General features: G+C 72.5%; 25 protein-coding genes and 1 pseudogene. 14 read left to right on the top strand and 12 right to left on the bottom strand.

Translation table 11 applies throughout. From position 1 onward, the window contains the following. Window positions 1-269 precede the first annotated feature (269 nt). The 3 genes from ACZ6RT_RS10160 to ACZ6RT_RS10150 all read left to right on the top strand — a co-directional run bounded on the left by ACZ6RT_RS10160 (window position 270) and on the right by ACZ6RT_RS10150 (window position 3,391). Window positions 270-758: a hypothetical protein gene (locus ACZ6RT_RS10160; protein WP_470152930.1), complete on the top strand. Its 489-nt coding sequence runs from the start codon at window positions 270-272 to the stop codon at window positions 756-758. A 151-nt stretch (window positions 759-909) separates the two neighbouring features. Further along, a complete protein-coding gene (locus ACZ6RT_RS10155) occupies window positions 910-2,043 on the top strand; it encodes an ADP-ribosylglycohydrolase family protein (protein ID WP_470152928.1) in 1,134 nt (377 codons plus the stop codon). A gap of 295 nt (window positions 2,044-2,338) precedes the next feature. Continuing rightward, complete coding sequence (locus ACZ6RT_RS10150) at window positions 2,339-3,391, top strand: class I SAM-dependent methyltransferase (RefSeq protein WP_399186226.1); 1,053 nt, start codon at window positions 2,339-2,341, stop codon at window positions 3,389-3,391. A gap of 85 nt (window positions 3,392-3,476) precedes the next feature. Here the strand turns inward: ACZ6RT_RS10150 and ACZ6RT_RS10145 are convergent, their stop codons facing one another. The 3 genes from ACZ6RT_RS10145 to ACZ6RT_RS10135 all read right to left on the bottom strand — a co-directional run bounded on the left by ACZ6RT_RS10145 (window position 3,477) and on the right by ACZ6RT_RS10135 (window position 5,836). After that, window positions 3,477-3,929: a hypothetical protein gene (locus ACZ6RT_RS10145; RefSeq protein ID WP_399186227.1), complete on the bottom strand. Its 453-nt coding sequence runs from the start codon at window positions 3,927-3,929 to the stop codon at window positions 3,477-3,479. A 9-nt stretch (window positions 3,930-3,938) separates the two neighbouring features. Beyond that, window positions 3,939-5,231, bottom strand: a complete 1,293-nt coding sequence (locus ACZ6RT_RS10140; protein ID WP_470152926.1) for an erythromycin esterase family protein — start codon at window positions 5,229-5,231, stop codon at window positions 3,939-3,941. A 236-nt stretch (window positions 5,232-5,467) separates the two neighbouring features. Beyond that, on the bottom strand, window positions 5,468-5,836 hold the full coding sequence (locus ACZ6RT_RS10135; RefSeq protein ID WP_399186229.1) for a winged helix-turn-helix transcriptional regulator: 369 nt from the start codon (window positions 5,834-5,836) through the stop codon (window positions 5,468-5,470). A 99-nt stretch (window positions 5,837-5,935) separates the two neighbouring features. Between ACZ6RT_RS10135 and ACZ6RT_RS10130 the strand changes: the two genes are divergently transcribed. From ACZ6RT_RS10130 to ACZ6RT_RS10120, 3 genes are read left to right on the top strand one after another with little or no spacing between them, the layout of a single operon-like run. Beyond that, window positions 5,936-6,694 carry an NAD(P)-dependent oxidoreductase gene (locus ACZ6RT_RS10130; RefSeq protein ID WP_470152923.1) on the top strand — a complete coding sequence of 253 codons (759 nt, stop codon included), beginning with the start codon at window positions 5,936-5,938 and terminating at the stop codon, window positions 6,692-6,694. Next, window positions 6,694-7,116, top strand: a complete 423-nt coding sequence (locus ACZ6RT_RS10125) for a nitroreductase family deazaflavin-dependent oxidoreductase (RefSeq protein ID WP_470152921.1) — start codon at window positions 6,694-6,696, stop codon at window positions 7,114-7,116. The genes ACZ6RT_RS10130 and ACZ6RT_RS10125 overlap by 1 nt, the downstream gene beginning before the upstream one ends. Before the next feature lie 37 nt (window positions 7,117-7,153). After that, window positions 7,154-7,510, top strand: a complete 357-nt coding sequence (locus ACZ6RT_RS10120; protein ID WP_399186232.1) for a nucleotide pyrophosphohydrolase — start codon at window positions 7,154-7,156, stop codon at window positions 7,508-7,510. A gap of 104 nt (window positions 7,511-7,614) precedes the next feature. Here ACZ6RT_RS10120 and ACZ6RT_RS10115 read toward each other — a convergent pair whose 3' ends face one another. The 4 genes from ACZ6RT_RS10115 to ACZ6RT_RS10100 form a co-directional block, all read right to left on the bottom strand. Next, window positions 7,615-8,769 (bottom strand): ARPP-2 domain-containing protein, encoded by a 1,155-nt coding sequence (locus tag ACZ6RT_RS10115; RefSeq protein ID WP_470152919.1) that lies wholly within the window; start codon window positions 8,767-8,769, stop codon window positions 7,615-7,617. A gap of 111 nt (window positions 8,770-8,880) precedes the next feature. Further along, a complete protein-coding gene (locus ACZ6RT_RS10110; protein WP_470152917.1) occupies window positions 8,881-10,254 on the bottom strand; it encodes a hypothetical protein in 1,374 nt (457 codons plus the stop codon). Window positions 10,255-10,763: 509 nt separating this feature from the next. Beyond that, on the bottom strand, window positions 10,764-10,973 hold the full coding sequence (locus tag ACZ6RT_RS10105; protein WP_399186235.1) for a DUF4287 domain-containing protein: 210 nt from the start codon (window positions 10,971-10,973) through the stop codon (window positions 10,764-10,766). 246 nt (window positions 10,974-11,219) lie between these two features. Next, a complete protein-coding gene (locus ACZ6RT_RS10100; RefSeq protein ID WP_470152915.1) occupies window positions 11,220-11,915 on the bottom strand; it encodes a DUF998 domain-containing protein in 696 nt (231 codons plus the stop codon). A gap of 315 nt (window positions 11,916-12,230) precedes the next feature. Between ACZ6RT_RS10100 and ACZ6RT_RS10095 the strand changes: the two genes are divergently transcribed. The 5 genes and pseudogenes from ACZ6RT_RS10095 (at window position 12,231) to ACZ6RT_RS10075 (ending at window position 17,723) form a co-directional block, all read left to right on the top strand. Further along, complete coding sequence (locus ACZ6RT_RS10095) at window positions 12,231-12,566, top strand: YciI family protein (RefSeq protein WP_399186237.1); 336 nt, start codon at window positions 12,231-12,233, stop codon at window positions 12,564-12,566. Between the two features lie 236 nt (window positions 12,567-12,802). Next, window positions 12,803-14,062: pseudogene (locus ACZ6RT_RS10090) on the top strand (RNA polymerase sigma factor); the annotation flags it as partial. Between the two features lie 999 nt (window positions 14,063-15,061). Next, window positions 15,062-15,550, top strand: coding sequence for a VOC family protein (locus tag ACZ6RT_RS10085; RefSeq protein ID WP_399186239.1), 489 nt, complete (start codon window positions 15,062-15,064; stop codon window positions 15,548-15,550). 333 nt (window positions 15,551-15,883) lie between these two features. Beyond that, window positions 15,884-16,456, top strand: a complete 573-nt coding sequence (locus tag ACZ6RT_RS10080; protein WP_399186240.1) for a hypothetical protein — start codon at window positions 15,884-15,886, stop codon at window positions 16,454-16,456. Between the two features lie 346 nt (window positions 16,457-16,802). Then, window positions 16,803-17,723, top strand: coding sequence for a hypothetical protein (locus ACZ6RT_RS10075; RefSeq protein WP_470152912.1), 921 nt, complete (start codon window positions 16,803-16,805; stop codon window positions 17,721-17,723). Window positions 17,724-17,770: 47 nt separating this feature from the next. Here the strand turns inward: ACZ6RT_RS10075 and ACZ6RT_RS10070 are convergent, their stop codons facing one another. The 5 genes from ACZ6RT_RS10070 to ACZ6RT_RS10050 all read right to left on the bottom strand — a co-directional run bounded on the left by ACZ6RT_RS10070 (window position 17,771) and on the right by ACZ6RT_RS10050 (window position 21,836). Next, window positions 17,771-18,076, bottom strand: a complete 306-nt coding sequence (locus tag ACZ6RT_RS10070; protein WP_470152910.1) for an alpha/beta fold hydrolase — start codon at window positions 18,074-18,076, stop codon at window positions 17,771-17,773. Window positions 18,077-18,799: 723 nt separating this feature from the next. Continuing rightward, on the bottom strand, window positions 18,800-19,813 hold the full coding sequence (locus tag ACZ6RT_RS10065; RefSeq protein ID WP_470152908.1) for a hypothetical protein: 1,014 nt from the start codon (window positions 19,811-19,813) through the stop codon (window positions 18,800-18,802). 137 nt (window positions 19,814-19,950) lie between these two features. Beyond that, on the bottom strand, window positions 19,951-20,769 hold the full coding sequence (locus ACZ6RT_RS10060) for a neutral zinc metallopeptidase (RefSeq protein WP_470152907.1): 819 nt from the start codon (window positions 20,767-20,769) through the stop codon (window positions 19,951-19,953). A 367-nt stretch (window positions 20,770-21,136) separates the two neighbouring features. Next, the gene (locus ACZ6RT_RS10055; protein WP_399186247.1) at window positions 21,137-21,502 is read right to left on the bottom strand and encodes a hypothetical protein; all 366 of its coding nucleotides are present in this window, start codon (window positions 21,500-21,502) and stop codon (window positions 21,137-21,139) included. Between the two features lie 76 nt (window positions 21,503-21,578). Beyond that, window positions 21,579-21,836, bottom strand: coding sequence for a hypothetical protein (locus tag ACZ6RT_RS10050; RefSeq protein WP_470152905.1), 258 nt, complete (start codon window positions 21,834-21,836; stop codon window positions 21,579-21,581). Window positions 21,837-22,064: 228 nt separating this feature from the next. Between ACZ6RT_RS10050 and ACZ6RT_RS10045 the strand changes: the two genes are divergently transcribed. From ACZ6RT_RS10045 to ACZ6RT_RS10035, 3 genes are all read left to right on the top strand, one after another. After that, window positions 22,065-23,336: a sensor histidine kinase gene (locus ACZ6RT_RS10045; RefSeq protein ID WP_470152903.1), complete on the top strand. Its 1,272-nt coding sequence runs from the start codon at window positions 22,065-22,067 to the stop codon at window positions 23,334-23,336. Then, window positions 23,324-23,983, top strand: coding sequence for a response regulator (locus ACZ6RT_RS10040; protein ID WP_399186250.1), 660 nt, complete (start codon window positions 23,324-23,326; stop codon window positions 23,981-23,983). The genes ACZ6RT_RS10045 and ACZ6RT_RS10040 overlap by 13 nt, the downstream gene beginning before the upstream one ends. Before the next feature lie 446 nt (window positions 23,984-24,429). Further along, complete coding sequence (locus ACZ6RT_RS10035) at window positions 24,430-24,708, top strand: hypothetical protein (RefSeq protein ID WP_470152900.1); 279 nt, start codon at window positions 24,430-24,432, stop codon at window positions 24,706-24,708. Window positions 24,709-24,921: the final 213 nt, after the last annotated feature.

Raw genomic sequence — 24,921 nt, 5'->3', positions numbered from 1 at the left:
GCCCGCACCACACTTGGGGGGAGGCCTTCCCTACCGCCCCGGGTGGTGCGGGCCCACGGTGAACCGGCCCGCTCCCCAAACCGGCCTGACCTTCCGGACCGGCCGGACCGCACGACCCGGCCGGACCGCACGACCCGGCTGACACGCCAGAACCGGTTCAACCGGCCGAACCGGCGGCACGACGCCCCGAGCGGACGTTCGTCCCGGCCCGGTCGTTCACATTGCGCAATACTCGATCACGCATCGTAACCGAACGAAGGGGGCCTCCCATGCGTGTTCATCTCGTCCTGGTCGCCGCCGCACTGCTCGCGACCACCTCCCCGGCCCTGGCGATTCCCGCCTCGGCCTCCGCGTCCGACCCGGTCCGGCCCGGCACCTATGTGATCACCAATCCCGAGGGGCGGTGCCTGCACACCGGCGGTGACTTCAACGAGAAGGTCACCATCGGCGCGTGCGACACCAGGTGGAAGGTCGCCCCCGCCGACGACGAAGGGGCCGTCGTGATCCGGCACGCGGACACCGGCAACTGCATGGCCTACGCCCTGGAGCGGATCTATCCCCCCAGGGTCGCCACGGTGCCGTGCGAGGTGGGCGGCACGACCAACAACTGGCTCGTACGCGAGGCCGAGGCCGGGCGGGTCACCATCGCCACCCCGCAGGGAGGCGGCTACGTGACCGATACGGGCGCCGACCGGCCACTGGTGGTGCTGCCCGGCGACGAGGAGGACCGGAGGCTGTGGACGTTCACCCTCGCCTGAGGGTGCCGGTCCCGCTCCGAGAAGCTCCGAGAGCGCCGCCCCCGGGTCGGGCCGCACCCGGGGGCGACCTCGATGTCATCACCGATCCGGTGAAGAGGTGTACAAAGGTCGGCATGCCATGGTGTGACATTTCCGCAGAAGGTGGGCGATCGTGACGGCCGGCCCGCTCGACCGTCGTGACCGGGTGCGCGGCTGCCTGCTGGGCGGCGCGCTCGGCGACGCGCTCGGGGCGCCCGTCGAGTTCGAATCGATCGGAAGGATCCGCGGGCAGTACGGCTCCGGCGGCCTGACCGGCCCGGTCCCGGACTGGCGGGGCAAGGTCGGCCTGATCACCGACGACACGCAGATGACGCTGTTCACCGTGGAGGGACTGCTCCGCGGCGGGGACGTCGACGCGGTCCGGCGGGCCTACCTGCGCTGGCTGGACACCCAGGAGCACCCCTCTCCCCCGCCTCCCGGCACCCCCGCGGGTGCGGCGGACGACGCGTTCCGCACCGGCGCGCTGCGCGAGCAGGGCTGGCTGTACGCGCAGCGGGCCCCGGGGAACGCCTGCCTGTCGGGCCTGCGGGGCCTGAGCCGCCCGCGGGCCGGTGCCCCGGCCTTCGTACCGGCGCCGTTCGGCGAGCCCGGCCCGGTGAATCCGCACTCCAAGGGCTGCGGGACCGTGATGCGCTCGGCCCCCTTCGGCCTGTGCGCGCCCGACGCCCGCCGCGCCTTCGACCTGGCCGCCGACTGCGCCCAGATCACCCACGGCCACCCCACCGGCTACCTCGCCGCCGGAGCCCTCGCCGCCCTCGTCCGTCTCCTGGTGGAGAACGAGACCTCGGGCCGGGACGAGCCACTGGCCCGGGCCGTACGGGAGACGATGGACCTGCTGGCGACGTACCCCGCGCACGAGGAGACCACCGGGGCGCTGCGCGACGCCGTCCGTCTCGCCGCCGAGGGGGACCCGACCCCGGAGAAGGTGGAGTCGCTCGGGGGCGCCTGGGTCGCCGAGGAGGCGCTGGCGATCGCCGTGTACTGCGCCCTGCTGAACCCGGGGCCCGGCGACGTCGGGCGGGCCCTGCTGCTCGCGGTCAACCACTCCGGGGACAGCGACTCCACCGGCGCCGTCTGCGGCAACCTGCTGGGCGCCCTGCACGGCGAGGCCGCCCTTCCCGGTGACTGGCTCGCCCACCTGGAGGGCCGCGACGCCATCGCCGGACTGGCCGACGACCTCGCGGCCCGCTTCGGGGACGGCCACCGGGTCACCGACGCCTGGCTCGCCCGCTACCCGGCCGGCTGACCCCTGGGCCGATCCGGGAGCCGCGTCCCCGGCCGGCCCGGTGCCCCACCGGCCTACCCCGGTTCCGGCCCGCGTGCCTCGCCCCCGGCGCGTCCCGTCCCTCCGGAGCCCTTCGGTCCGCGACAATGGCCGTACCGCCCACGGATCGTCGGCACCGGCCCGCGGAGCGGTGGCACCGACCTGCCCGGCGACGGCACCGGCCCGTGGAACGAGACCGCGGGCCGCTGTGTGCACCAGTACCTTCTCGTTCCTTCCTCCCACGGTCATGGTCGGACACGACCCTGAGGAGATGAGCATGGAGAAGACAACCGAGGAGTTCACCGAGCGGATGTTCGCCTCGGCGCTCGGGACGATCGAGATCCTGTCGATGCACATCGGAGACCGGCTGGGCTGGTACCGGGCGCTCGCCGACCACGGCCCGGCCACACCCGCCGAGCTCGCGGCCCGCACCGGCTGCGCCGAACGCTACGCCCGGGAATGGCTGGAGCAGCAGGCATGCTCGACCGTCCTGACCGTCCGGGACGACGGCCGTTTCGCGTTACCGCCCGCCGCGGCGGAGGTGCTGACCGACACCACCAGCCTGTCCTACCTGGCGCCGGTGGCGCGGATGCTGGCCGGAGCCGCCGTCCAGTTGCCCGCCCTGCTGGAGGCGTACCGGACCGGCGGCGGTGTGGGCTGGTCACGGTTCGGCGCCGACGTGCGCGAGGCGGAGGCCGACATGAACCGCCCCTGGTTCGAGCGGGAGCTGGCCTCCGCCCTGGCGTCGGTCCCGGACCTGGACGCGGTGCTGGCCCGGCCCGGCGCCCGTATCGCCGACATCGGCTGCGGCGCCGGGTGGTCCACCGTCGCGCTGGCCCGCGCCTACCCGGACGCACTGCTCGAAGGCTTGGACGTGGACGCACCCTCGGTGGAGGCGGCCACCGCCAACGCCGCCACGGCCGGGCTCACGGACCGGGTGTCCTTCGCCCTACGTGACGCCGCCTCGCTGGAGGCGGGCCGCTACGACGCGGTCTTCGCGTTCGAGTGCCTGCACGACATGTCCCGTCCGGTGAGCACACTGGAGGCGGCACGCCACGCGCTCCGGCCGGGCGGGCAGGTCGTCATCATGGACGAGGCCGTCGGTGAGACCTTCACCGTGCCCGGAGACCAGACCGACCAGTTGATGTACGGGTTCAGCCTGTTCATCTGCCTGCCCGACGGGATGGCGGAGCAGCCCACGGCCGCGACCGGCACCGTGATGCGGCCGGACACGCTCCGCCGCTACGCCCTGGAGGCCGGGTTCGCCAGCATCGAGATACTACCGATCGAGGGATTCGGCCTCTGGCGCTTCTACCGCCTGCTGCCGTAGACGGCCCCGGCCCGCCCGTCCATCGCTCTGCCGACACGGACGATCCCGGCATCGTCCTCCGCTCACAGCCGTGGACGGCCCCGGCCTACCCGGGATCACCGCCGCGAACGGCCGGGGCGTACCCGGCGGCACGGGTGGTGAAGGTCCCCCGGCCCCGCACCACGCCCTCGCCCGTACGGGTCAGGTCGCGCAGCGCGGGGGCCAGGGTCGGCTCGGAGATCGCCGAGTCCGCGCAGAACTCCTCCAGCGCGAGCGGGTGCAGCTCGGCCACGGCCTCCTCCAGCGACCGGCGGCGCCGGAGCGCCTCGGGCAGCAGGGCGCCGGGCACCGGCCTCTCCTCGAACGTGCCGCCGTCCCCGGCCCAGACCAGCGACCGCAGGCGCAGCAGGTCCATCACCCCGGTGAAGGCGTCCTCGCACCCGATCGGCAGCTGGATCACCAGCGGGACCACGCCCAGCCGCTCGCGGATCGACGCGACCGCCGCGTCGAGGTCGGCGCCGGCGCGGTCCAGCTTGTTGACGAAGGCGATCCGCGGCACGCGGTCAGGTCACGCGGCCGGCCCGGGATCGCCGTGGTCGACGAAGACCAGCCCGTCGGTCCCGTCCAGGTGACCGGGGTCCAGCGGGAAGTAGCCGTGATCCGCCGACGTGTCGGTGCGCGGGGCCGGTCGCGTCCCGGCGGCGCCGAGGGCCGCTGCCAGGCCCGCCGGGTCGATGACGTGGCGGTTGCCCGGGAGCGCGGACAGGATTCCCTCCAGGGTGTCCGGACGCGGAGCCCCGAGCCCCTGGTGCGGCGCGGTTCCCAGGGCCGACGCCACGAAGGCGTACGCGTCGCCCAGCCGCGCGGAGACGATCGCGCCCGCGCTCCACCATCTCAGCGTCCGGCCCTCCAGCGGTCCCCAGCCCGGCGGCAGCCGCCAGACGCTCTCGTCCCGCTGCAGGTGGCGGTTGTGGGCGTGGACCAGCGTCGGCCCGATCCGCGACCGCTGCTCCGCGACGGCCCGCAGGTTGTCGGCCATCATCGCGTCGCGCAGGCCCATGAGCCGCACCATGCGCGTCTCGGACGTGTCGGCCATCGCGGCGTGGTAGCGCAGCAGCCCCGCCGCGCTGCGCCCGTACAGGCACGCCCGCCACCAGTCGTCGTGCGAGGTCGCGTGGATCAGACGCGGTGACTGGGCGGTGAGCGACGCCAGCAGGTCGTCCGCGACGAGACGCAGTGCCCCGGCGTCGGCGGACAGCCCCACGGAGCGGGAGGGGTCCGTGAGGATCGCGGGGTCGGTCCACCGGTCGTCGGAGCCGATCAGGTTCTCGACGACGTCCATGGTGTGCGGGACGAGGTCGGCGTCCAGCCAGGTGGAGAGGTGGTCGTGCAGCGCGACGAGCGCCCGCCGGGGGCCGTCCGGCCCGGTCATCTCGATCGGGGCGTCGAACCCGAAGAACCTGATCCTGTCCGGCACGGGACGGTCGCGGTTGTACTCCCTCATCCACCGCACCAGCTCGCGGTTCTCCGCCGACCCGGCGAACCCGGGGCTGAACCCGCGGGCCATGACGTCGTCGAGCGTTCCCGTCCCCTCCGTGACGTACGCGTCGACGATCAGGCCCGACAGGCAGTCGCTCTCCAGCGCGATCGACCGGTAGCCCTCGTGCTCGACGAGATGCCGGAAGACCTCGTTGCGCAGCCGCGTGAGCGCCTCCTCGCCGTGCATGGGCTTCCCCAGGCCGAGCAGGCGGGGCCTGGCCGGGAGCGACCGGAGCAGTCTCGTGATCGCGGAACCGAGATCGGCGTCGCTCTCGGCGGGGAAGGCCCACGCGCCGTCTCGGATCGGGGGGTCGGCGGCCATGGCGGCTCCTGTCCGTTCGATGGTCCTGGCAGCACCTTCAACCGTATCGCCGAACCTTCTGTTGAGACTTTCGTCGCTCACTGCTTGGTGAAGAGGGGAAGACCTTCAACACCATGGGGAACCCGAGATCGACGGGTGGCCTGCACGGCTCGTCCTCCGCACGGTCTCGATCGCACGGTCTCGATCGCACGGTCTCGGCCGGGCGCTCTCGGCCGGCCGGGCCTTCACGACGGGTTCTACGACGAGGCCGAGGACGCCTCGCGCGCGTCCAGAAGCTCGTCCCAGTGCTCCCGCGTCCAGGCGCACGCCGCGTCCATCGGCCCGATCATGCTGCGGCCGAGCGGCGTCAGCGCGTACTCGACCCTCTGCACGGGAGCGGGATGGGCGGTGCGGACGATCAGGCCGTCGCGCGCGAGCGTCCGGAGCGACCCGGCGAGCACCTTCGCGGTGATGCCGCGCAGCGGGACCCGAAGCTCCGAGAACCGCCGCGGACCGTCCTCGAGGCAGCGGATGATCATGCCTGCCCACTTGTCGCCGAAGCGGATCGGCGCGAGGCCGGACGGGCAGACCGGGTCGAACATGTCCGGATCAAGAGGCTCTGTCACGACTCCACGGTAACCGGTATCCCATCGGTAACCACCTGCTCAGGTACCTTTCCGGCAGTGGCCGGTGATCGGATCCGGCCGGGAACACGGGGTGGTCGAATGAGTGACGTCATCGTCTTCGGAGCGGGCGGCAGGGCGGGCCGGGCGGCCGTCCACGAGGCCCGCCGACGTGGCCACCGGGTCACCGCCGTCGTCCGCGACCCGGCCAAGTACGACGACCTGGCGGCGGGCGACGGTCTGTCGGCGGACGGCGTGCGGGTCGTCGCCGGCGACATCCTGGACGCGGACGACGTCGCGCGGCTCGCCAAGGGCCACGACGCCGCGATCGCCGCCGCCTACGACTTCGGTACGCCGCCCGACGTCTTCTTCACCGGTGCCGCTCGCGCCCTGCTCGACGGGCTGTCCTCGGCGGGCGTCCCCCGGCTGCTGGCGGTCGGCCTGGCGTCGGTGCTGGAGACCGCGTCCGGGATGCTCCTCATGGACACCCCCGGCTACCCGCAGGAGTACCGGTCGTTCTACCTGGGGCACGCGGCCGGGAACGAGGTGCTGCGCACCGCCACCACCGGGCTCGACTGGCTGGTCGTCAGCCCCAGCGGTGACTTCGACCACGGCGGTCCCCGCACCGGCCGCTACCGTACGGCCCCGGCCGAGGCGGGCAGCCGCATCTCCTACGCCGACTTCGCGATCGCGCTGCTCGACGAGATCGACTCCCCCGCCCACCACCGCGTCCACCTGGGCGTCGAGCGCGACCCCGGCACCGAGGAGAACCCTGGCGGGAGGGAATCCGGCACCGGCGAGAACCCCGGCGGCCGGGAGGGCTCCGACGCCGAGGAGAACCCCGGCGCCGGGGAGCGCTGATGGAAGAGGAGATCGTCGACAGCCCGAACGAGTGGGTGGCCCAGCACATCCGCCGTTTCGTCGAGACCGGCGGCCAGGCCCGGCCGGGCATGAACGACCTGCTGCTGACCACACGCGGCCGCAAGTCCGGCAAACTCCGCCGTACCGCCCTGGTCTACGCGCGCGACGGCGACCGCTACGTCCTCGTCGCGTCCAACGCCGGGGCGGACCGTCACCCGGCCTGGTACCTCAACCTGGTCGCCGACCCCGCCGCCACCGTCCAGATCGGCACCGAGACGTTCGCCGTGACCGCGCGGACCGCCACCCCCGAGGAGAAACCCCGCCTGTGGCGGCTCATGGTCGCGACCATGCCGTCCTACGAGAGGTACCGGGAGACCACCGACCGGGACATCCCCGTGGTGATCGTCGAACGCACGGCGTGACGGCCCCTCCGGCTCCCGCCTTGTACCGTGTCCTCCCATGACGGAGCTTGAAGAGCTGGCCGGCAGACTCCGGCGGTTCGCCGAGGCGCGGGAGTGGCAGCGCTTCCACACCCCCAAGAACCTGGCCATGGCGCTGGCCGGTGAGGCCGGTGAGCTGGTCGCGGAGTTCCAGTGGCTGACGCCCGAGGAGTCGGCGGCCGTCATGGGCGACCCCGAGGCCGCCGCGCGCGTCCGCTCCGAGATCGCCGACGTCATGATCTACCTCTCCCGGCTGGCCGACACGCTGGGGATCGACCTCGTCGAGGCGGCCCACGCCAAGCTCGACGAGGGCGACCGGCGCTACGACGTGGAGACCTACCGGGGAACCGTCAAGAAGGCTCCGCCGCTCCCCTGATCTCGCCGCGTCGCTCCGCGGCCGGGCAGGTCTCCCGTCTCCACGCGTAGGACCACCGGGCAAGACGGTGTCGGCGGCCGGTGATGTCCCCGGCGGCGGCACGGTCACCGGCGATCGCGGCGGGCCTGGGCACGGTAGTGATCCAGAATGTCCTGGCGGAGGAGGTGGCCGAAGCCCGCGGCCTCGATGCGCAGGCCGAGCTGGGGCTCGGTCACGCCGAGCGCGACGGCGGTGTCCGCCAGGTTCCAGCCGGTGGCGGCGAGACCGGTCAGCAGGTGACCGCGCCGGACCTGGTTCTCCGACAGGCGGAACGTCTTGAGGTACGCGAGCCGGCCGGCGCCGTCGGTGATGAGCTCGCCGATGTGGTTCTCCCGCCGCCGTTCGAAGGACGGCAGGAAGCGCGACAGGCGGTATCCGCCCATCTCGTAGACGCGCTGGTAGGTGTGGTCCCCGTCCAGCAGCGCGCCCGCCATGACCCGGTCGTGGAAGGCCGCCCACTCGTCCCGCTGCCGGCGTGCCCCCGCGCGCAGGTCGGCGAGCGAGCGCACCGTCGCGCCCTCGATGCGGGCATGGAAATCGGCCACCGGGCCGCCGAACATCGCGTAGTGATAGATCAGCTCGCCGTACAGGTCGTGCACGAGGGTGGTGTGCAGGGCGCGGTAGTCGTCGGGATGCGGCACCACGAACGCGGCGGCGAGCGCGTCCGCGACGTAGACGAGGACGCCGCACTGGCCGGAGTGGATCTCGAAGACGCGAAGGGCGTCCTCCAGGCCGCCGACCTGCGCGCCCGTGTAGGCCTCCTCGGCGCGGGGCGAGAGCCCGTGGCCGACCGCGCGCTGCGACCACTCCTCCCACACGATCTCCGGCCCGCCGAAGTGCAGCGCCAGGTACCCTTCGAGCGCCAGGTGCAGGGGCAGGAAGCGCAGCCGGTTCCTGTCGGCTCGGCGGGCCATCCGGCGGTGGAACCGCAGCGGCATCCGGCCGGGCGGGCGGTCACGCTCCCGCGGGCCCCGCAGCTGGGTCCCGTACGCCGAGGCCGGGGTGCCGTCGTCCGTCCAGGTCGCCACGAACCCGTGCGGGATGTAGGAGACGTACTCGGTCCGCGGGCCCACCTCGACGACGCCGAGCCCGGTGTCGTAGAGGCGGGCGTCGAGCCGCAGGTCCTCGATCGGCTCGGCGCGGACCAGCGGGACGAGCCGTACGCCGCCCCAGGCCTGCGCGGGGTGGGTGGTGAGCCCGGTCAGGGCGAGATCCGTCACGCGTCCTCCCCCGGGAACCCTTCGGCACGGCACGTCAGGTGGGCGGGCCTCGTCACGCGTCCTCCCCCGGGGACCGCTCGGCACGGCGCACCAGGTGAGCGGGGGGCTTCGTCACGCGTCCTCCCGCAGGAACGCCTCGACGCGGCGCGCCAGGTGGGCGCGCAGCTCGGAGATCCCGGTACGCCCCTCCGCGAACCGGGCCAGCTCCACCAGCGCGACCAGGTTCTCGGCGTCCCGGATCCCTGCGGTCGGGACGGTGGGCGCCAGCCGCCGTACGTCGAAGCCTGCCGCGTCGTACACCGGGTTGAGGTGCACGACGCCGCAGGTGTGGTCCGGGTCGAGCCGGGTGCGCCAGATCCGCAGCACCTCTCCCGCGAGCCCCGGCGGTGAGTTGTCCCATCCGTCGGAGACGATGACGAGGCGTCCGGGTCCGCGTTCGAGGGCGTCGAGGATGCGCTCGCCGAGCGGCGTCGCCCCGTACGGACGGACGAGCAACGAGTCCGTACGGCCCGACAGCCACAGCGGCGTGTACTCGGCGGCCAGCGCCTCCAGCAGGAAGTGGCAGGCGAGCGCGACGGCCAGCGGGCGGCGGCGCTTCTGCCCCGAGCCGTACGCGGAGAAGCTGTCGTCGAGGACGGCGGCCACCGAGCCCCAGCTCCCGGCCTGGTCACCCGCGGCCCGCCGGGCCGCCGCGCGCAGTGCCTCCGTCAGCTCGGCGCGGCGGCGTACGCGATCGTCCACCGGGAGGGCGAGCGTGTACGACGCCAGCCGGGTCAGCGGCATCGCGGTGAGGTCGGCCCGCACCGCGTCGGCCTTCAGGTCGCGCGCGGACTCCTGCAGGCGCAGCCGCTCCAGCCGGGTGAGCCGGGGCGCGATGCGCTCCAGGAAGGTGGCGCGGGCGATGCGGTGCTTCGCCGCGAACCCCTCCGCGACCGTGTAGGGCAGCTCGTACAGCGCCGCCTGCTCGTAGTGGGCGCGCCGCCAGGTCTCCAGGATCGGCGTGGCGTAGGCGGCCTTTCGGTGCGGCGTGAACAGGAACGGCCCCAGCTCCCCGGGCGGGCTCAGGTGGGCGTGGCGGACGGCGTCCTTGACGGCGCCCCGGTACTTCACCGCGTCGAACGCGGGGTCGGGGCGGGCCGCCAGCCAGTCCCGCATGATCGCCCTGGTGCGCCGGTTGTTGACCCTGGCGCGGCGCAGCGCGCGGAACAGCCCGTACACCCGCTGCGGCGGGAGCAGGGCCAGCCGCCGGGCGATCAGGCGTCCCTCGGCCCGGCGCTGCTCTGCACTCGCCTCCCTCGCCGTGACCAGCAGGTTCTTGACGATCAGTACGGCGTTGTGGTCGTTGACGTCCAGGGCGAGGGTGGCCGCGTACAGGTCGCGGTAGTTGCCGATCAGGTAGTCGTGCAGGAAGCCCAGCGACAGGCCCTGCTCGTCGGCGCCGGAGTGGAACTCGCGCTGGCCGGTGGAGGTGATCGCCGCGTTCACGAACAGCAGGACGTCCTCGGCGGCGACGAGGTCCGCGCCGGTCTCGATGTGCGCTTCGATCGCCGCCTCCGGGGTTCACGTACGAGGCCGGCCGGGGAATGGGGGAACGAGCTGCGAATCATCGCTTCAAAGACGGGTTCCGGAAGTCGCACCGAAGTCCCGCGGCCGACCTTGGGAAGGCTAGCACCGACATATCGCCTTCTTCTCCCGCTTATTTCCCGCGCTACGGCAGCCGAGACCGGGGAACGCGCCCGCGAGCGCGCTGTGCGGTCCCGGACGAGGGCGAACGGGCCGGCCACGCACACCGCCCGGGGATCCGAGTAAGGCGTGATCATCGGGTCCGATCCCGTCGTCCGGGGGCAGCGGTGGAGGTGGCCGAGTGATCGACCCCACGTCGACACGATGGGCCGCTTCTCCTTCCGGCCTCCGAGACGCCCCGGCGGGCTCCACCCGCTCGTCCCCGTCCCGTGAGAGCCGGTGCCGGTGTTCACGGGACGGGGCCGTCCGGTCTACTTCCTGCCGGCGAGGGTGTGGGCGACCAGGGCGTTGGCGTGACCGTGGCCCAGGCCGTGTTCGGTCTTGAGCCAGGCGACGAGTTCCATGTGCCTGGTCAGGGGTGAGGCGTTGATGAGGTCGATCCACTCTTGGACGGGGCGGCCGTACTTGGCCTCGATCGAGGGGAAGTAGCTGGCGGGATTGCCCTTGGCCGGTGTGGTCATGTCCTGCGGTCCCGTTCTGTCGGTGCTGGTGGGTCGGAGTCGATGGAGATGAGGCCGGAGCCGGTGGTGGCGTCGGCCACCGGGCCCCGGTGGTCGGCGGGGAGGACCGGTGGTGCGGTGCCGGGCCGGTCGGCCGGCATCCGGGCCGACGTGGCCGGGGCTCCGTCACCGGAGTCACCGGAGGTGACTTCGATGCCGACGGTGATCGGGACGGAGCCGAAGCGGGCGCAGCGTATCGGAACACGGTCACCGTCGGAGTGCGGCCCGCTTGTCCGCCGCCGTCACAGCGACCCAGGTCATGGCGGTGATCGCGCCGACGGCCAGGGTCAGCGATCCGGCCCGCCCGCCCGACATGGCCCAGCCGTCGCCGAGAGCGAAGATCAGGCCGCTGAGCCGGGAGGCCGCGGCGAACCCGGGTCGTCCGGCGCGGGAGAAGTGACGGCCCAGGACGAAGCAGGCGGCGATCAGCGCGGTGAAGGCGATGGATCCCGCGACCATGTGCATGAGGGCGTGCCAGCTCAGCGTGCCGGTCTGGCCCAGCGGGGTGCCCGCGGGGAAGCCGTCGCCCGGGTCCATGACGAAGACTCCGGCGGCGATCATCCCGACGCCGTTGACCAGGATCAGCCGGGGTGCCCAGGTGCCGCCGGGCGTACCCCGCATCGCGCGGCGCAACCCGAGCGCTCCGGCGATCGTCAAGGCTCCGCTGACCAGGAAGTTGGCGATCTGGAGCCGGCCTAGGTCACCGGTGGCGAGCATGCTGAGCGGGTGACGCGTCAGGTCGAAGCCCTCCCGGGTGAAGGCCTGCGTCAGCGACACGATCGCGAACAGGGGCGCGGCGGCGACGCCTCCGGCGAGCAGGGCCCGCGTCACCGAGCCCGCGGGGCGGGCGGTGGAGCCGTGGGCAACGGAGTCGTGGGAGGTGGGGGGCTGGGTGACGGTCATGGTCGTTCCTCTCTGCTGCGACGGGGTCCCGTCGCTCTCCTTCGTCCACCGGCCTCGACCGGCGTCGTACTGATGTCCACCGGTCTCGCCCGGCCTCGCTGACGCGTCGAACGAGCCGGGCCGAACTCGACACCGTCACCCGTCAAAGCCGTGACCTGCGGATACGCGTTTTCTTGCGCATTCCCTGTCACATTGCATTCCCTGTCACATCGAGCCACCGCCCTGGTCAGGACGTTCGTGTCGATATGGGGGTGCCCCGGTCGACGCATGGCCGAGGACCGGCGAGGATCGGTCCTGCGAGCACCAGAGGGAGATATGACGATGCGATTCCTGATGACCACCAAGGGCGAGATGGCTCCCCCGGACGAGGCGACGATGGCCGAGATGGGCGCCTTCATCGAGGAGATGACCCGGGCGGGGGTGCTGCTGGCGACCGGCGGCCTGGACCCGGCCGGTACGCGCCTGACCTCCTCGGGAGGCAAGGTCACCGTCACCGACGGGCCGTTCACCGAGGCCAAGGAGGCGATCGTCAGCTTCGCGCTCATCGAGGCCCGATCGAAGGAGGAGGCCATCGAGCTCTCCCGCCGCTTCTGGAAGATCATCGGTGACGGTGAGGGCGCCATCCAGCAGGTCTTCGGCCCCGAGAACTGACCGGGCACCCCCGGGCCGGACGATCACAGGGAGAAGATCTCTCGCCGCCCGGCCCGGCCCCCTGTCCGCACGTCCGGCCGGGCGGCCGTTCCCGCGGACTACCCGGCCGGACGCCCCGGTGAGCGGGTCGCGCAGCATCACCACCCCGCTGAGCGCGACCGTTCCCGCAGGCGATCCGGCCGGACGTCCCGGCCGGGCGCTTGCGTACCCGGTCGGACGGGTGCTCTCATCGAGCGGTGACATCCGGGGACGCCCACCGCGCGGTCGACGCGGTCTGGAAGATGGAGTCGGCGAGAATCGTCGCCGGGCTCGTCCGGATGGTGGGCGACGTGGGGCTGGCCGAGGAGTTCGCGCAGGACGCACTTCTCGCCGCCCTCGAACAGTGGCCCCGGACCGACGTACCGGACAATCCGGGTGCTTGGCTGATGGCCGTCGCCAAGCGCCGCGCCGTCGACCACCTGAGGCGCGGCGAGCGGCTCGACCGCAGGCACGAGCAGCTCGCCCACGAGCTCACCACCCGGCAGGACACCTCCGAGGCCGAGGTCGACGCGGCTCTCGACGACGAGGTGGGCGACGACGTCCTGCGGCTGATGTTCGTCTCCTGTCACCCGGCGCTGCCGGCCGAGGCGCGGGTGGCGCTGACGCTGCGGCTCCTCGGTGGCCTGAGCACCGAGGAGATCGCCCGCGCGTTCCTGGTCTCCGAGTCGGCCGTGGCGCAGCGCGTCGTCCGGGCCAAGCGGACCCTCACCTTCCTCGGCGTCCCCTTCGAGGTTCCCGAGGGTGCCGACCGTGCGGGCCGCCTGTCGTCGGTCCTGGAGGTCGTCTATCTGATCTTCAACGAGGGGTACGCGGCCGGCGCCGGTGACGACTTGATGCGCCACGACCTCTGCCATGAGGCCCTGCGCCTGGGACGCCTGCTGGCCGGGCTCGCGCCCGGAGAGGCCGAGGTGCACGGCCTGGTCGCGTTGATGGAACTCCAGGCGTCGCGATCGGCCGCCCGGACGGATCCGTCGGGCCGTCCCATCGCGCTGCACGAGCAGAACCGCGGGCGCTGGGACCGGCTTCTCGTCCACCGTGGCATCGCGGCCCTGCTGCGCGCCCGGCAGTGCGGCGGCCCCCTCGGCCCGTACGTGCTGCAGGCCGCGATCGCCGTGTGCCACGCCCAGGCCCGTACGGCGGAGGGGACCGACTGGGCGCGGATCGCCGCCCTCTACGAGGCGCTCGCCCGGGTGCTGCCCACCCCGGTCGTGCAGCTCAACCGGGCGGTCGCGCTGGCCATGGCGTACGGTCCCGATCGGGGGCTGGAGCTCGTCGACACGCTGTCCGGCGAACCGGCGCTCCGGACCTACCACCACCTGCCCAGCGTGCGCGGTGACCTGCTGTTCCGGCTCGGCCGCCACGAGGAGGCCCGGCGGGAGTTCGAGCGCGCCGCGGCCCTCACCCTGAACCTGCCCGAACGCACGATCCTGCTGGAACGGGCCGCGGCCTGCGCCGACGAGACCGTGCGGAAGGCGATCCCCCGAAAGGGGAGCGGGCCGGCGGGGCCCGTCACCCTGGCCGAGGCCGCGGAGGCGTTCCTCGCCCGTGACGATCTGGACGCCTCGACCGTCCGGTCCTACACGCAGACGATGAACCGGCTCCGCCGCGATCTCGGCGACGACATCCCGCTGGCCGGGGTGAGCGCCGGTCGGGTCGCCGAGGTGTTCACCTCCGCGTGGGGCGGTGCCGCCGCGGCGACCTGGAACCGGCACCGCGGTGCCGTCCGTTCCTTCTCCGCCTGGACCGTCGCCCGGGGCCTGAGACCCTCCGATCCGGACCACGACCCGGGTCACTCCCTGGAGCACGATCTCGCCGCCGGCCTCGTCCGCCGGTACGAGCCCCGGGGGCGCACCCGTCCCCTCGACCGGTCCCGCGTCGAGGCGCTGTGGGAGCGGCAGGACATCGCCTTGCGCGAGCGGACCCTGTGGCTGCTGCTCCACGAGAGCGCGGCCGGCCCCGGTGCGGCGCTCTCCATCGACGTCGAGGACCTCGACCTGCCCGGGATGCGCGCCAGGACGGCCTCCGGCTGGGTCCGCTGGCACTCCGGCACCGCCGGGCTCCTCCCCCGCCTCGTCGCGGGCCGCCGCCGGGGGCCGCTGTTCCTGTCCGACCGCAGGCCGGGACCGGGCCGTCCCCCCGCCCCGGGCGACCTGTGCCCGGAGACCGGCCGCCGCAGGCTCTCCTATGAGCGGGCCGAGTACCTGTTCAAGCAGGCCACCGGCCACACCCTCGACCAGCTCCGGCCCGGACGGGAGAACGCGCGGGCGGAACGTCCTCGACGAGGAGATCCGCCACCGGTCACGACCACGGACTTCGACACGGACGAGGGCACGGGCGATCATGTCGTCCCCGGGATGGCCGGTTTCCGGTGATCGTCCTGCGGGGCCCCGCGTTTAACCACCGGCGTGGCGCGCAGGGGCCAGGCCGGTGCGACACGGGAACGAGCACGGGGAGCGGTGATCGATGTGACCGACGGGGAGAGCGTGCCCAGGCTGTGCCAGGTGGTGCTCGACTCCACCGACGCCAGGTCTCTGGCGGAGTTCTACCGATCTCTGCTGGGCCTGGTCTACCGGCCCGGTGACGAGCCGCCGGAGGAGGGACACGCGGACGAGCGTGGCCGCGACTGGCTCGTGCTGAGGACCCCGGACGGCGCCCCGCAGATGGCCGTCCAGCAGGTCGACCGCCTGCCGGAGGTGACGTGGCCGGAGGGCGGGGTGCCACAGCAGCTGCACCTGGATCTGACCGTGGAATCGGTCGAGGACCTGCGGGTCCAGCACGAACGCGTCCTGCGTCTCGGTGGCCGGTTGCTGCTGGACCGCATCGACGATCCCGAGGAGCCCCTGCGCGTGTACGCCGACGTGGCCGGTCATCCGTTCTGCGTCTTCGTCACCCGGCGCCGTGACCGGAGAGGGTTCGCCGGGGCGCCGGGACACGGCTCGCGGTGACGGCATTCCGTACGTTGCGACACCTGAACACGAAGCACCCATGCCCAGATTTATGATGAATTTTCCTCAAAGCATCACCATTCTCTAATGGTGCATTAAAGGGATATATCAGATAAGTCACAAAGGCCCGGTTCCATTGAATAACCGCATGTCAACCGGCCGAACGAACATTGCCGATAACGGTCTTTCCATTGACACGGCAGGGCGGAAATGACACGTTTACCAATGTCCGGCGCCATTCATGTGAGATCGGAACCGCGCCCTTTCTCGGCCACCGGACGAGGTTCGCAGAACGACCTCTGCCCACGCTCCACCCAGCTCGGAGGTACGATCATGCGTCGATCACTTCGTACGATCTCCATCACGGCCGGAATCGCAGGCGCGATGTTCCTCGGGGTCTCGCAGCCCGTGGCGCTCGCGGCCCCGGCGCGGTCCTCCCCCGCGCCCCCGCCCACCCCCGCCCCGGCCCCCGGTTCCGAACGGTCCGCCGCGAGAGGCGAGGCGCGCCTGGAGAACAGGGGCCCCTCCTCCTCACGGGACGCCCGGTCGGCGTCCGCGTACTGCGTCTTCCAGACCTACGGGGACTACGTCCACGTCTCCTCGTCCGCCTTCGAGGCCTCCGGACACGGCTGGTGGGTGAACGGTGACTGCAGCGCGACCCTGGCGGTCGTCACCGTGCAGCTCCAGCAGTACTACTCCGACGGTGTCTGGCGGAACGCCGGAGCGGCGGGCAGCCAGACGGTGCGATCCGGCGGTGGCGCGGGCAACCGGGCGACCGGGCGCGCGGCCTGCGTCAACGGCGGCCTGACGGGATGGCGTAGCGTCGTCGACGTGGACCTGGTCGGCCTGGCCGACGACCCGGGCAAGCTCTACACACCGAGCCGCAACATCTACTGCAGGCGATAACGGACGAGGGCGCCGTGAGCATCGGACCCGACGACACCATGTCCGTGGCCCTGCGCGGCGAACCGGTGTCGCATCCGTGGCGAGATCCTCTCGGCGCCTCCCCGGACACCTGCAGCCCGTTCCTCGCCAGATCGTCCGCGCCGAACGGCTCCCCCGGGCGAGGCGGGACGCGTCCGGCGGCGTCCAGGGGACGAACGACGCCGAACGGCGTTCTCACGGTCCCGTGGACCACCGGCCGGCACGGAGGGCAGCGATACGGCGGCAGAGGATCAAAATACTTTCAACTTTTGATATCACTCTATGTGTCATCAATTTCACTATAAGTGAAAATGGGTAGTTTGACGGTGTGACGGACACGATCGACACCGGCGGCTCGACGAGGCTGTCGAGCCGTGCGTGCGGCCACTCCCACTGCGAGCGCCATGCCACCTGCATCGGTGCCGGACCGTTCCGGGAGTACCACGGGCCGCTGGAGCAGATCCGTCCCGACGAGGAGACCTCCGAGCGGGAGGGCCGTCTGGCGGCCGCCGAGCGGAAGGCCACCGACCAGACCGCGTTCGCGACGTACGCCCTGAGCCTGCAGCAGAAGGAACGGCGGCGCGCCGAGAGCCTGGCCACGACCAACCAGAGGTTGCGGGACGCCCACCGCGTCCTGGAGCAGGAGCTGGCCAGCGCGCGCGAGGAGGCCGTGGCCGCGAGGATCCGCGCCCACCAGCTCGACTACCAGGCGGTCGCGCTGCGCGAGCGGTACGTCAGCGAGTTGCGCCAGTTCCACCAGGAGGCCGCCGAACAGGCCCGGGCCCTGCGCGCCGAGCTGACCATCGCCAGAAGGGAGATCGACGACCTGCGCGTCGCCCTGCTGGAGGTCCGCGAGCAGGCTCACGCCGCGAGCGAGCGGACCCGGGTCGCGGGCGAGCCGCCCTGGACCATGGACGAGCCGGCCTGGACCGCGCACGAGCCGGGCTGGACCGCGGACGAGCCACCGCGGGTCACACGGGCGCGGGTCACACGGACGCGGATCCCGCGGACGCGGATCCCGCAGGCGCGGATCGCGCGGGTACGGGTCCCGGTCGCGCGCGGCAGGTCCGGCGTGGCCGCATCACCCCGCGGGCGTCATCGTAAAAGCGCGCCGAGGCACAGGGCACGTGGGCGCGGGCTCTGGCCGGTGTCGCGCCCGGCCGGGTTGTCCTGGATGAGGACACGTCCGGCAGGCGTCCTCGATGCGATGCTGACATCGATCGTGATCTGGCTGGCCCGCATCCGGTAGCCGGACCCGGCCACCGCACCGGCCTGGAGGCGTCGCTCCGGGTCACGTCATCGCCCTGGAGACGACGTCCCGCCGTACCGGGCGAGGTGCCCGATCAGGAGGCGTGCCAGCCCTTCCGGATCCTCCCGGTGCGGGTCGTGCCCGGTGGGCAGGGACACCGCCCGCACCGGCGGCGTCTCCCGCACGGCCGCCTCCAGCTCGTGCTCGACCCACGCGCAGTACGCGTTCCAGGCGGGGACGAGACGGCCGGGGAACACCCCCGCGAAGGCGCGCGCGTCACCGCTGACGACGAGCAGCGGGCAGCGGGCCGCGCGATAGGCGGCGAACCGGTCGAGGGCGTCGATCTCCCGCATGACCTGGAGGAACGACTCCGGAAGCCCTCGCCCCTGACCGTGCTGCCCGACTCCACGGCCTCCTGTACCCGCGCCGACCTGCAGGTGGGCGGCAGCATCCAGGTCACGCTGCGCGGCCCCGAGGTCGCCAATCCGTAGCCCCCCTCACCGGTCCTCGCCGTCGTGACGGCGAGGACCGGCGGGAACCGGGGCCGAGGGACAGGGCTGGAGGCGGGCCGGGGCACCCGCGCAGATCGCCGCCGTCCCCCGGCCCGGCGCTACGTCCGCGACCTCCTCAAAGGGCTCGACCACCCGCACACCGACGACGCCCCGCTCCTGCTCACCGAACTCGTCACCGACTCCGTACACCACTCCGACTCCGGCCGCCGCCCGAGCGGGCGGATCACCATCGCCGTCGCCCACCATGATGGAACACTCCACATCGATGTGACCGACGCAGGCTCGACGGCCGGCACCGCCCCTGGTCTGCGCGGATGTCACCGCCGACAGCGGCGGAGGACGCGGGCTCTGGCCGGTGCGGGAGCCGTCGTCGGCCTGGGGCCGGTACGGGATCCTCACCGGACGCGTCGTCCGGTCCCGGCTGGGCGGAGGCTGATCCCGTGATTCGCTGGGAGTGCCCGCCCCACTGCCTCACCAGGTGGATCGCCCTGCCTTACGGGCTGGTGCGATGAGCCGGACTCCCCCTTGGGCCGCGTCCTGTCCGGTGGCCGATCGCCGGTTCGATCAGGACGACGTTCGCGGGGCCCGCGGGACGGTGACCTCGGGAGAAGGGACGGTGAGTCCCGGAGAAGGACAGCCCGGCCTGGTCAGAGCGTAGTAGGACACGGCAGCGGCGAGCAGGCCGAGGCCCCACACGGTGTAGCCGAACATCTCCATCGACACCTTCCAGAGCGGGGCCTGGGCCAGGTTGCCCCTGCCGAGGAGCCATGCCGTCATCCCGGCCACGCCGAAGTAGCCGGCCATGCTCGCGCCGACGAACAGGGCGGGTCCGAGCACGAGCCATCGCGGCACGTCGCGTCCTGCCAGCGGCACCACCCAGCGTGGCCAGATCCTGCCGAACCGGTGGACCAACGCCAGCGGCAGAAGGGTGCCGGCCAGGATCAGCAGGACGATGAAGACCCCGAAGGAGAAGCCCAGCGTGAACGGCAGCGGTTCACCCGCCGTGATGGATTCGATCACCAGCACGCTCACACGAGCCGCGCAGCCGGTGATCGCGGCGTAGGCGGCGAGACAGGCCCACCGTGGTGCGGGATCGGTGCGCCGCTCCGGCGAACGGCCGTGGACCCGGGCGCAGTGAGGGCAGGCCCGCCGGACCCTGCGCTGCTCGGCGACGGCACACGCCAGCGTCAGCGCTCCCGCGGTCACTCCGGCCGCGCGGGTCAGCAGGCTCCCCCAGTGGCCGGCCTGGCCGAACAGCACGGTGGCGAGGCTGATGGCGAGCATGTACGAATAGGCGATCAGCCCCGCCCCGGCCACCCACGCCAGCGCCACCAGCGTCCACCGCACGGGCGCCCCACGGTGGTGCCCGATCCCGGTGGCGATCACCGAGCACACCGTGGCGGCCGTGAGGGCGAGCGTCACCGCCACCCACCGGCCGGGTGAGAACACCTCCTCGGGAGGAGCCCATGACGCCCCCGGGTCCGCCAGCCACCACACGTGGGCCGCACCGTAGAGCGAACACCAGATCGCCGCCACGCGCGGCCACCCACGCCCGCCGCTCAACGTCTCGGCTCTCATCCGTACTCCTCGGTCCTGCGGCGCGATGACCCGGTGAAGCCTGCTACGCCGGACCTGTGACCTCGCTGAGAGACGCTGAGGATCCGCTCAACCGTTGACCGCCCACCTACGGGACTTCGTCGAGGCCCCGGCGCTCGTCAGGCGACGCGGGAGGCCGGCGCGCTCCAGGTGTTGCACGCGGACGGGGACGCGGCGGCGAAACCCCGCTGCAGCCAGGCGGCCCGGTTCTTGCCCGTGCCGTGGCTGCGTTGGGTGTTGACCTTCTCGTCGCCGCTGCCCCGGTAGTGGTCCACGACCTGCTTCCAGTCTTCATCCCGGTAGTTCTGCGAGGACCAGACGCTGGACAGGAACGCCGCTCCCAGGCAGTCGGCCTGTAGCTCCAAGCGGCGGCTCTGAGCCAGCGCCTGCGATTCGGTGGCGGCCGGCATGTTCTTGTAAGCACTCCACACGCCGGTGAGGTTCTGCACATGGTGGGCGTACTCGTGCGCGATCAACTGCAACATCACCGGATCGGCCGGCGCTTTGACGGCATAGTCGCTGATCATGATGACCAGCCGCCGCTCATCGGTGCAGTAACGGCCGGTGTGATACCTGCCCCACTCCGATCCGCACGCACGACCGGGCTTGGTCATGAACTGGATCGTCGGTTTCCTGAACGTCACGCCGGTCTTCTTCAGTTGCTTGGACCATGAGGCGTTCAAGCAGCTCAGTATCACCGTCAGATGCTTCTTGGTGACGGCGACACTGCCGGAGCCTTCGGGGGCCCGGCCGCAGGGCAAAGTCAGCTTGCCGCTGCGGTACAGCGGATTATGGGTCAGCGCCTTGGTGCCGGTGGGGACCGGCGCGCTGACGACGGCTCCGGTGATGGTGCCGGTGGTGACGTCGGCATGGGCGGTGCCGGTGAGCAGCAGGCCGGCCAGCATCCCGACCGGCAGGGTGATACGGGGGGTACGCATGGAGCAGAACAGTACAGAAGGAACATGGACGCTAAGGATTGACGTCTATCTGTAGCGATACCGCTGCGTGACGATGTTCGCCGCCGGAGGCATGATGCTTCGGAGACGAAGCGGGGACACCTCGACTCCTGCTGGTCGCAAGCTCGACACACACGTCCAGCGGACCGGCAGGAAACCGGTCGACGACCTGATCAATGTCCTGGCCGCCGGCAGGATGCCCCGCGACCGGCCATGAGCGAGCGTCCGTCATGGCGGTCACAGTGGTCAGAGCCGGGTCCGCCTGCGGTGGACGATCACGTCGTCCCCGCCCCGGGTAGGCCATGATCAGCAACCGCTGACCGGCGCGTCTCTCGCCCTTCCACGGCGGTCAGGCGTGGTGGACGCGGATCCGGTAGTCGCCCCTGCCCCGGAAGGCGAGGTTGGGGAACACGGGATATCCCATCGAATCCCCCAGTTCGAGCCTGCCGGTCGGACTGCGGTGGCCGACCTCGACGACGTGACCCCACGCCCTGGTCTCCACGGGCGGGCAGCGGGTGTACGGCTCGGTGGTGGCGCAGATCGAGAAATCGGAGTGGACCTGGATCACCGGGTGCCCGGGCGACGCCGCCACCCTGTTCCCCCGCAAGAGGCCGTCGTCGCCGGTCACCGGCGCGGCGACACCGGCCACGACGACCACGGTCAGGTACCCGGCCGCGGCAGGGGCGGCGGAGCGGCCGAAACGACGGCGACGCACGGGTGCTTCCCCGGGGGAGAGGAATGATCAAGCCGGGGAGGGGTCCATCCTGGTGCGGCGGACCGACAGACGACGCTCACCGGCGCATGTACCGGTAGTGGTGGACGATCAGGGCCGTGGCGCACGCCAGGGCGGCCAGCCCGAACCCGATGCCGGCGAGGACGTCGGTGTCGGTGGACGAGAAGACCACGTTGAGGACCACGCTGACCGCCAGCAGCAGCCACAGCACGGGACGGGCCATGCCGCCCCGGGTGCCGGCCGGGCGTGCCGGACGTCGCGTCCCGGGGGTCCTGAAGGTCTCGGAGGTCTCGGGGGTGTGCCGGAGATCGGTCATGATGCGCTCCTCGCTCGGGGAATCGGCAGGTCGGCTGCCGTACCTCGACGCTACGGACGACCGTCTCCGGCGACGATCCCGTCAGGGGGACGACCGGGGTACAGCAGGCTGTACTTCTCGGGCGGCGACCCCGTGACGGGGCGGTGGGTGCCCTATCGTCTGGCTGAGGAGGGCCGAGGAAGGCCGAGGAGAGCCGGCAAGGGCCGACGAGGGCCGAAGGAGGTGCGGATGCCGATCCCCGATCCCGCGGCCGGCCGCGGGCCGGTTCGCCGATGGGACGTGGTCGCCCGTGCCCGTCTCACCCTGGACGCGTTCGAGCACCTCGCCGGTGGGCTCGGCACCACGCTCCTGGCGCTGCTCGCGTTCCTCATGGTGGCCGCCACCGCGCTGGCCTGCCTGGTCGGCGTGGGCCTGCCGCTGGTGCCCGCCGCGCTGCGCGGGCTGCGTTCCGTCGCGAACCGGGAACGCGCGCGGCTCTCCCGCTGGGGTCCGGAGCTCGTCGAACCGGGGCCGGTGCCGCCCGGCCTGCGTTCCGCCCTCACCGACCCGGCCACGCGCCGGGAGGTGGGCTGGGTGGCCGTGCACGGCACCCTCGGACTGGTCCTCACGCTGGTCGGCCTCACGCTGCCCCTCAGCGCGGTCACCAACCTGACCTTCCCGCTGTGGTGGCGGTTGCTGCCCCCGGAGGAGGCCGCCACCTCGGCCATGGGCCTGTGGATCGTGCGGGACCTGCCCGGCGCCCTCGGGGTCGGGCTGCTGGGGCTGGGATGGGCCGTCGTCTCCATGATCCTCACCCCGGGGATCGCGCGGCTGCAGGCCTGGCCCGGCCGGCGCCTCCTTGGGCCCGAGCCGGGCGGTGACCTCCTGCTGCGGGTCGCGCAGCTGACCGCGACCCGGGCCGCCGCGCTCGACGCGCACGCCGCCGAGCTGCGGCGCATCGAGCGGTCGCTGCACGACGGGACGCAGAACCGCATCGTCGCCGTCAGCGTCCTGCTGGGCGCGGCCCGCCGTGCGCTGGCGCGCGACCCGGCGGGCGCCGGGGAGATCCTGGAGCGCGCGCAGGACGCCGCCGAACAGGCGCTCGCCGAGCTGCGCGGGGTGATCCGCGGCATCCTGCCGCCCGTGCTGACCGACCGGAGCCTCGCCGACGCCCTCACCGGCCTGGCCGCGGCCTGCCCGGTCCCGTGCAGGATCGACGCCGACATTCCCGTACGATGTGCCGCGTCCGTCGAGGCCACGGCCTACTTCGTGGCGGCCGAGGCGCTGACCAACATCGCCAGGCACAGCCGGGCCCGGCACGCCACCGTCAGCGTCCGCCGCGACGAGGACCGGCTCCACCTCCAGATCACCGACGACGGCGACGGCGGGGCGGACGAGCGCACCGGGTCGGGGCTCGTCGGCATCCGCCGCCGTACCGAAGCACACGATGGGACGTTCATGCTGACCAGCCCCGCCGGGGGACCCACCACCCTCACCGTGAGCCTGCCGTGCGGATCGTGATCGCCGAGGACGACCCGCTCCTGCGCGAGGGGCTCGCGCTGCTGCTGCGCGCCGAGGCGCTCGACGTCGTGGCCACCGCCGCCGACGCCGACGGCTTCCTGGAGGCCGTGGACGCCCACGAGCCGGACGTGGCCATCGTCGACGTGCGGATGCCGCCGACCCACACCGACGAGGGGATCGTCGCGGCGGTCGAGGCCAGGCGCCGCCGGCCGGACCTGGCCGTGCTCGTGCTGTCCGCGTACGTCGAGCAGGCGTTCGCCACCGAGTTGCTCGCCCAGGGCGGTTCCGGCCTGGGGTATCTCCTCAAGGAGAGGGTGGGGCGGGTCGAGGAGTTCCTGACCGCGCTGCACCGGGTGGCGGACGGGGGGACGGCCATCGATCCGGACGTGGTCGCGCAGCTGCTGACGCGCTCCCGTCCCGACACGCGGCTGGAACGTCTCAGCCCCCGCGAGCGTGACGTTCTGGCCCTGATGGCCGAGGGACTGGGCAACGCGGCGATCGCCGAACGGCTCTTCGTCACCGACGGCGCGGTGCACAAGCACATCCGCAGCATCTTCGCCAAGCTCGACCTGCCCCCCACCGACCGGGCGGACCGGCGCGTCACCGCCGTCCTGCACTACCTGCAGGACGCCCACCGGCGGGCCTGACCGGCCGCCCGGTGCCGTGTCGTCGCGGCGGCCCTCACCCGTCGCCAGGGCACCACGCCGGAGCGCGCGGGAGCGCCGGAAGGGGCGGGAGGGGCCGCGAGGACATGGCCGGACGGACGGGGATCCGGCGATGTGGGACATGGAGACCGCTCCCGGAGGAGTTTCCAGGGCTTCGTTCTGACCCCTGCGAGCCTCGCGTCCGGATCGCCTCGTGATCGATCCCCCTGCCCGGAGGAGCGAGGTGCCGCAGGCTGTACCTCGGCCCCGGGTGCCGGGACGGCCCGGAACGTTTGCGGCCTTTCCCCCGCGGTAGGGGACATGGCCCGAACAACGTGATCATGACGAGCCCGGCTTCTCGGGGGCGAAGGGGGATTGACATGGAAGATCGTCAAAGGCGTGGGTGGCGAACGGGCGTCCTCGGTCTCGACGAGCCGAAGGACCGCAGAATGCCGCTGTGGCAGGTGAGCCTCCTCGGTCTCGTGGCGGGTCTCGTCGCGGGTCTCCTGGTGACGCTCCTCGTCGCGTGGCTCGACACCTTCGGCTCCGGGTCGCAGGGCTTCGTCTTCGACTGGCGGAGCGCCGTCGGCTACATGATCTTCACCGGTCCGATGACCGCCCTGATGTGGTTCCTCACCGTGCGCAGGCGCCGGGAGGCGGCGGACAGGAAGGCGCAGGGGACGGCGTCCGGCGCGGCGGAGCACGTCCCGACCGGCGGGAGCCGATGAGCGTCCCGACCGGCTAAAGCCGATGAGCATCACGACCGGCGGGAGCCGGTGAAGGTCCCGATCCCACAGGTGGGTCCCGGCCGCGCTCTCCGGGTGGTCCAACGGGGGATCCAAGTATGCGGCCGGGACGGCCCCTCACCGGACCTCGGGAGCGCCTGCCGAGCACGGCGGCCCTGAAATGCCCTTTTGGCGAGACTCGTCACGGAAGCCCGA

This window comes from Streptosporangium sp. NPDC050148, assembly GCF_055586505.1.
The sequence above is the reverse complement of the archived record's forward strand: the minus strand, read 5'-3'. Positions and strand labels throughout refer to the sequence as shown.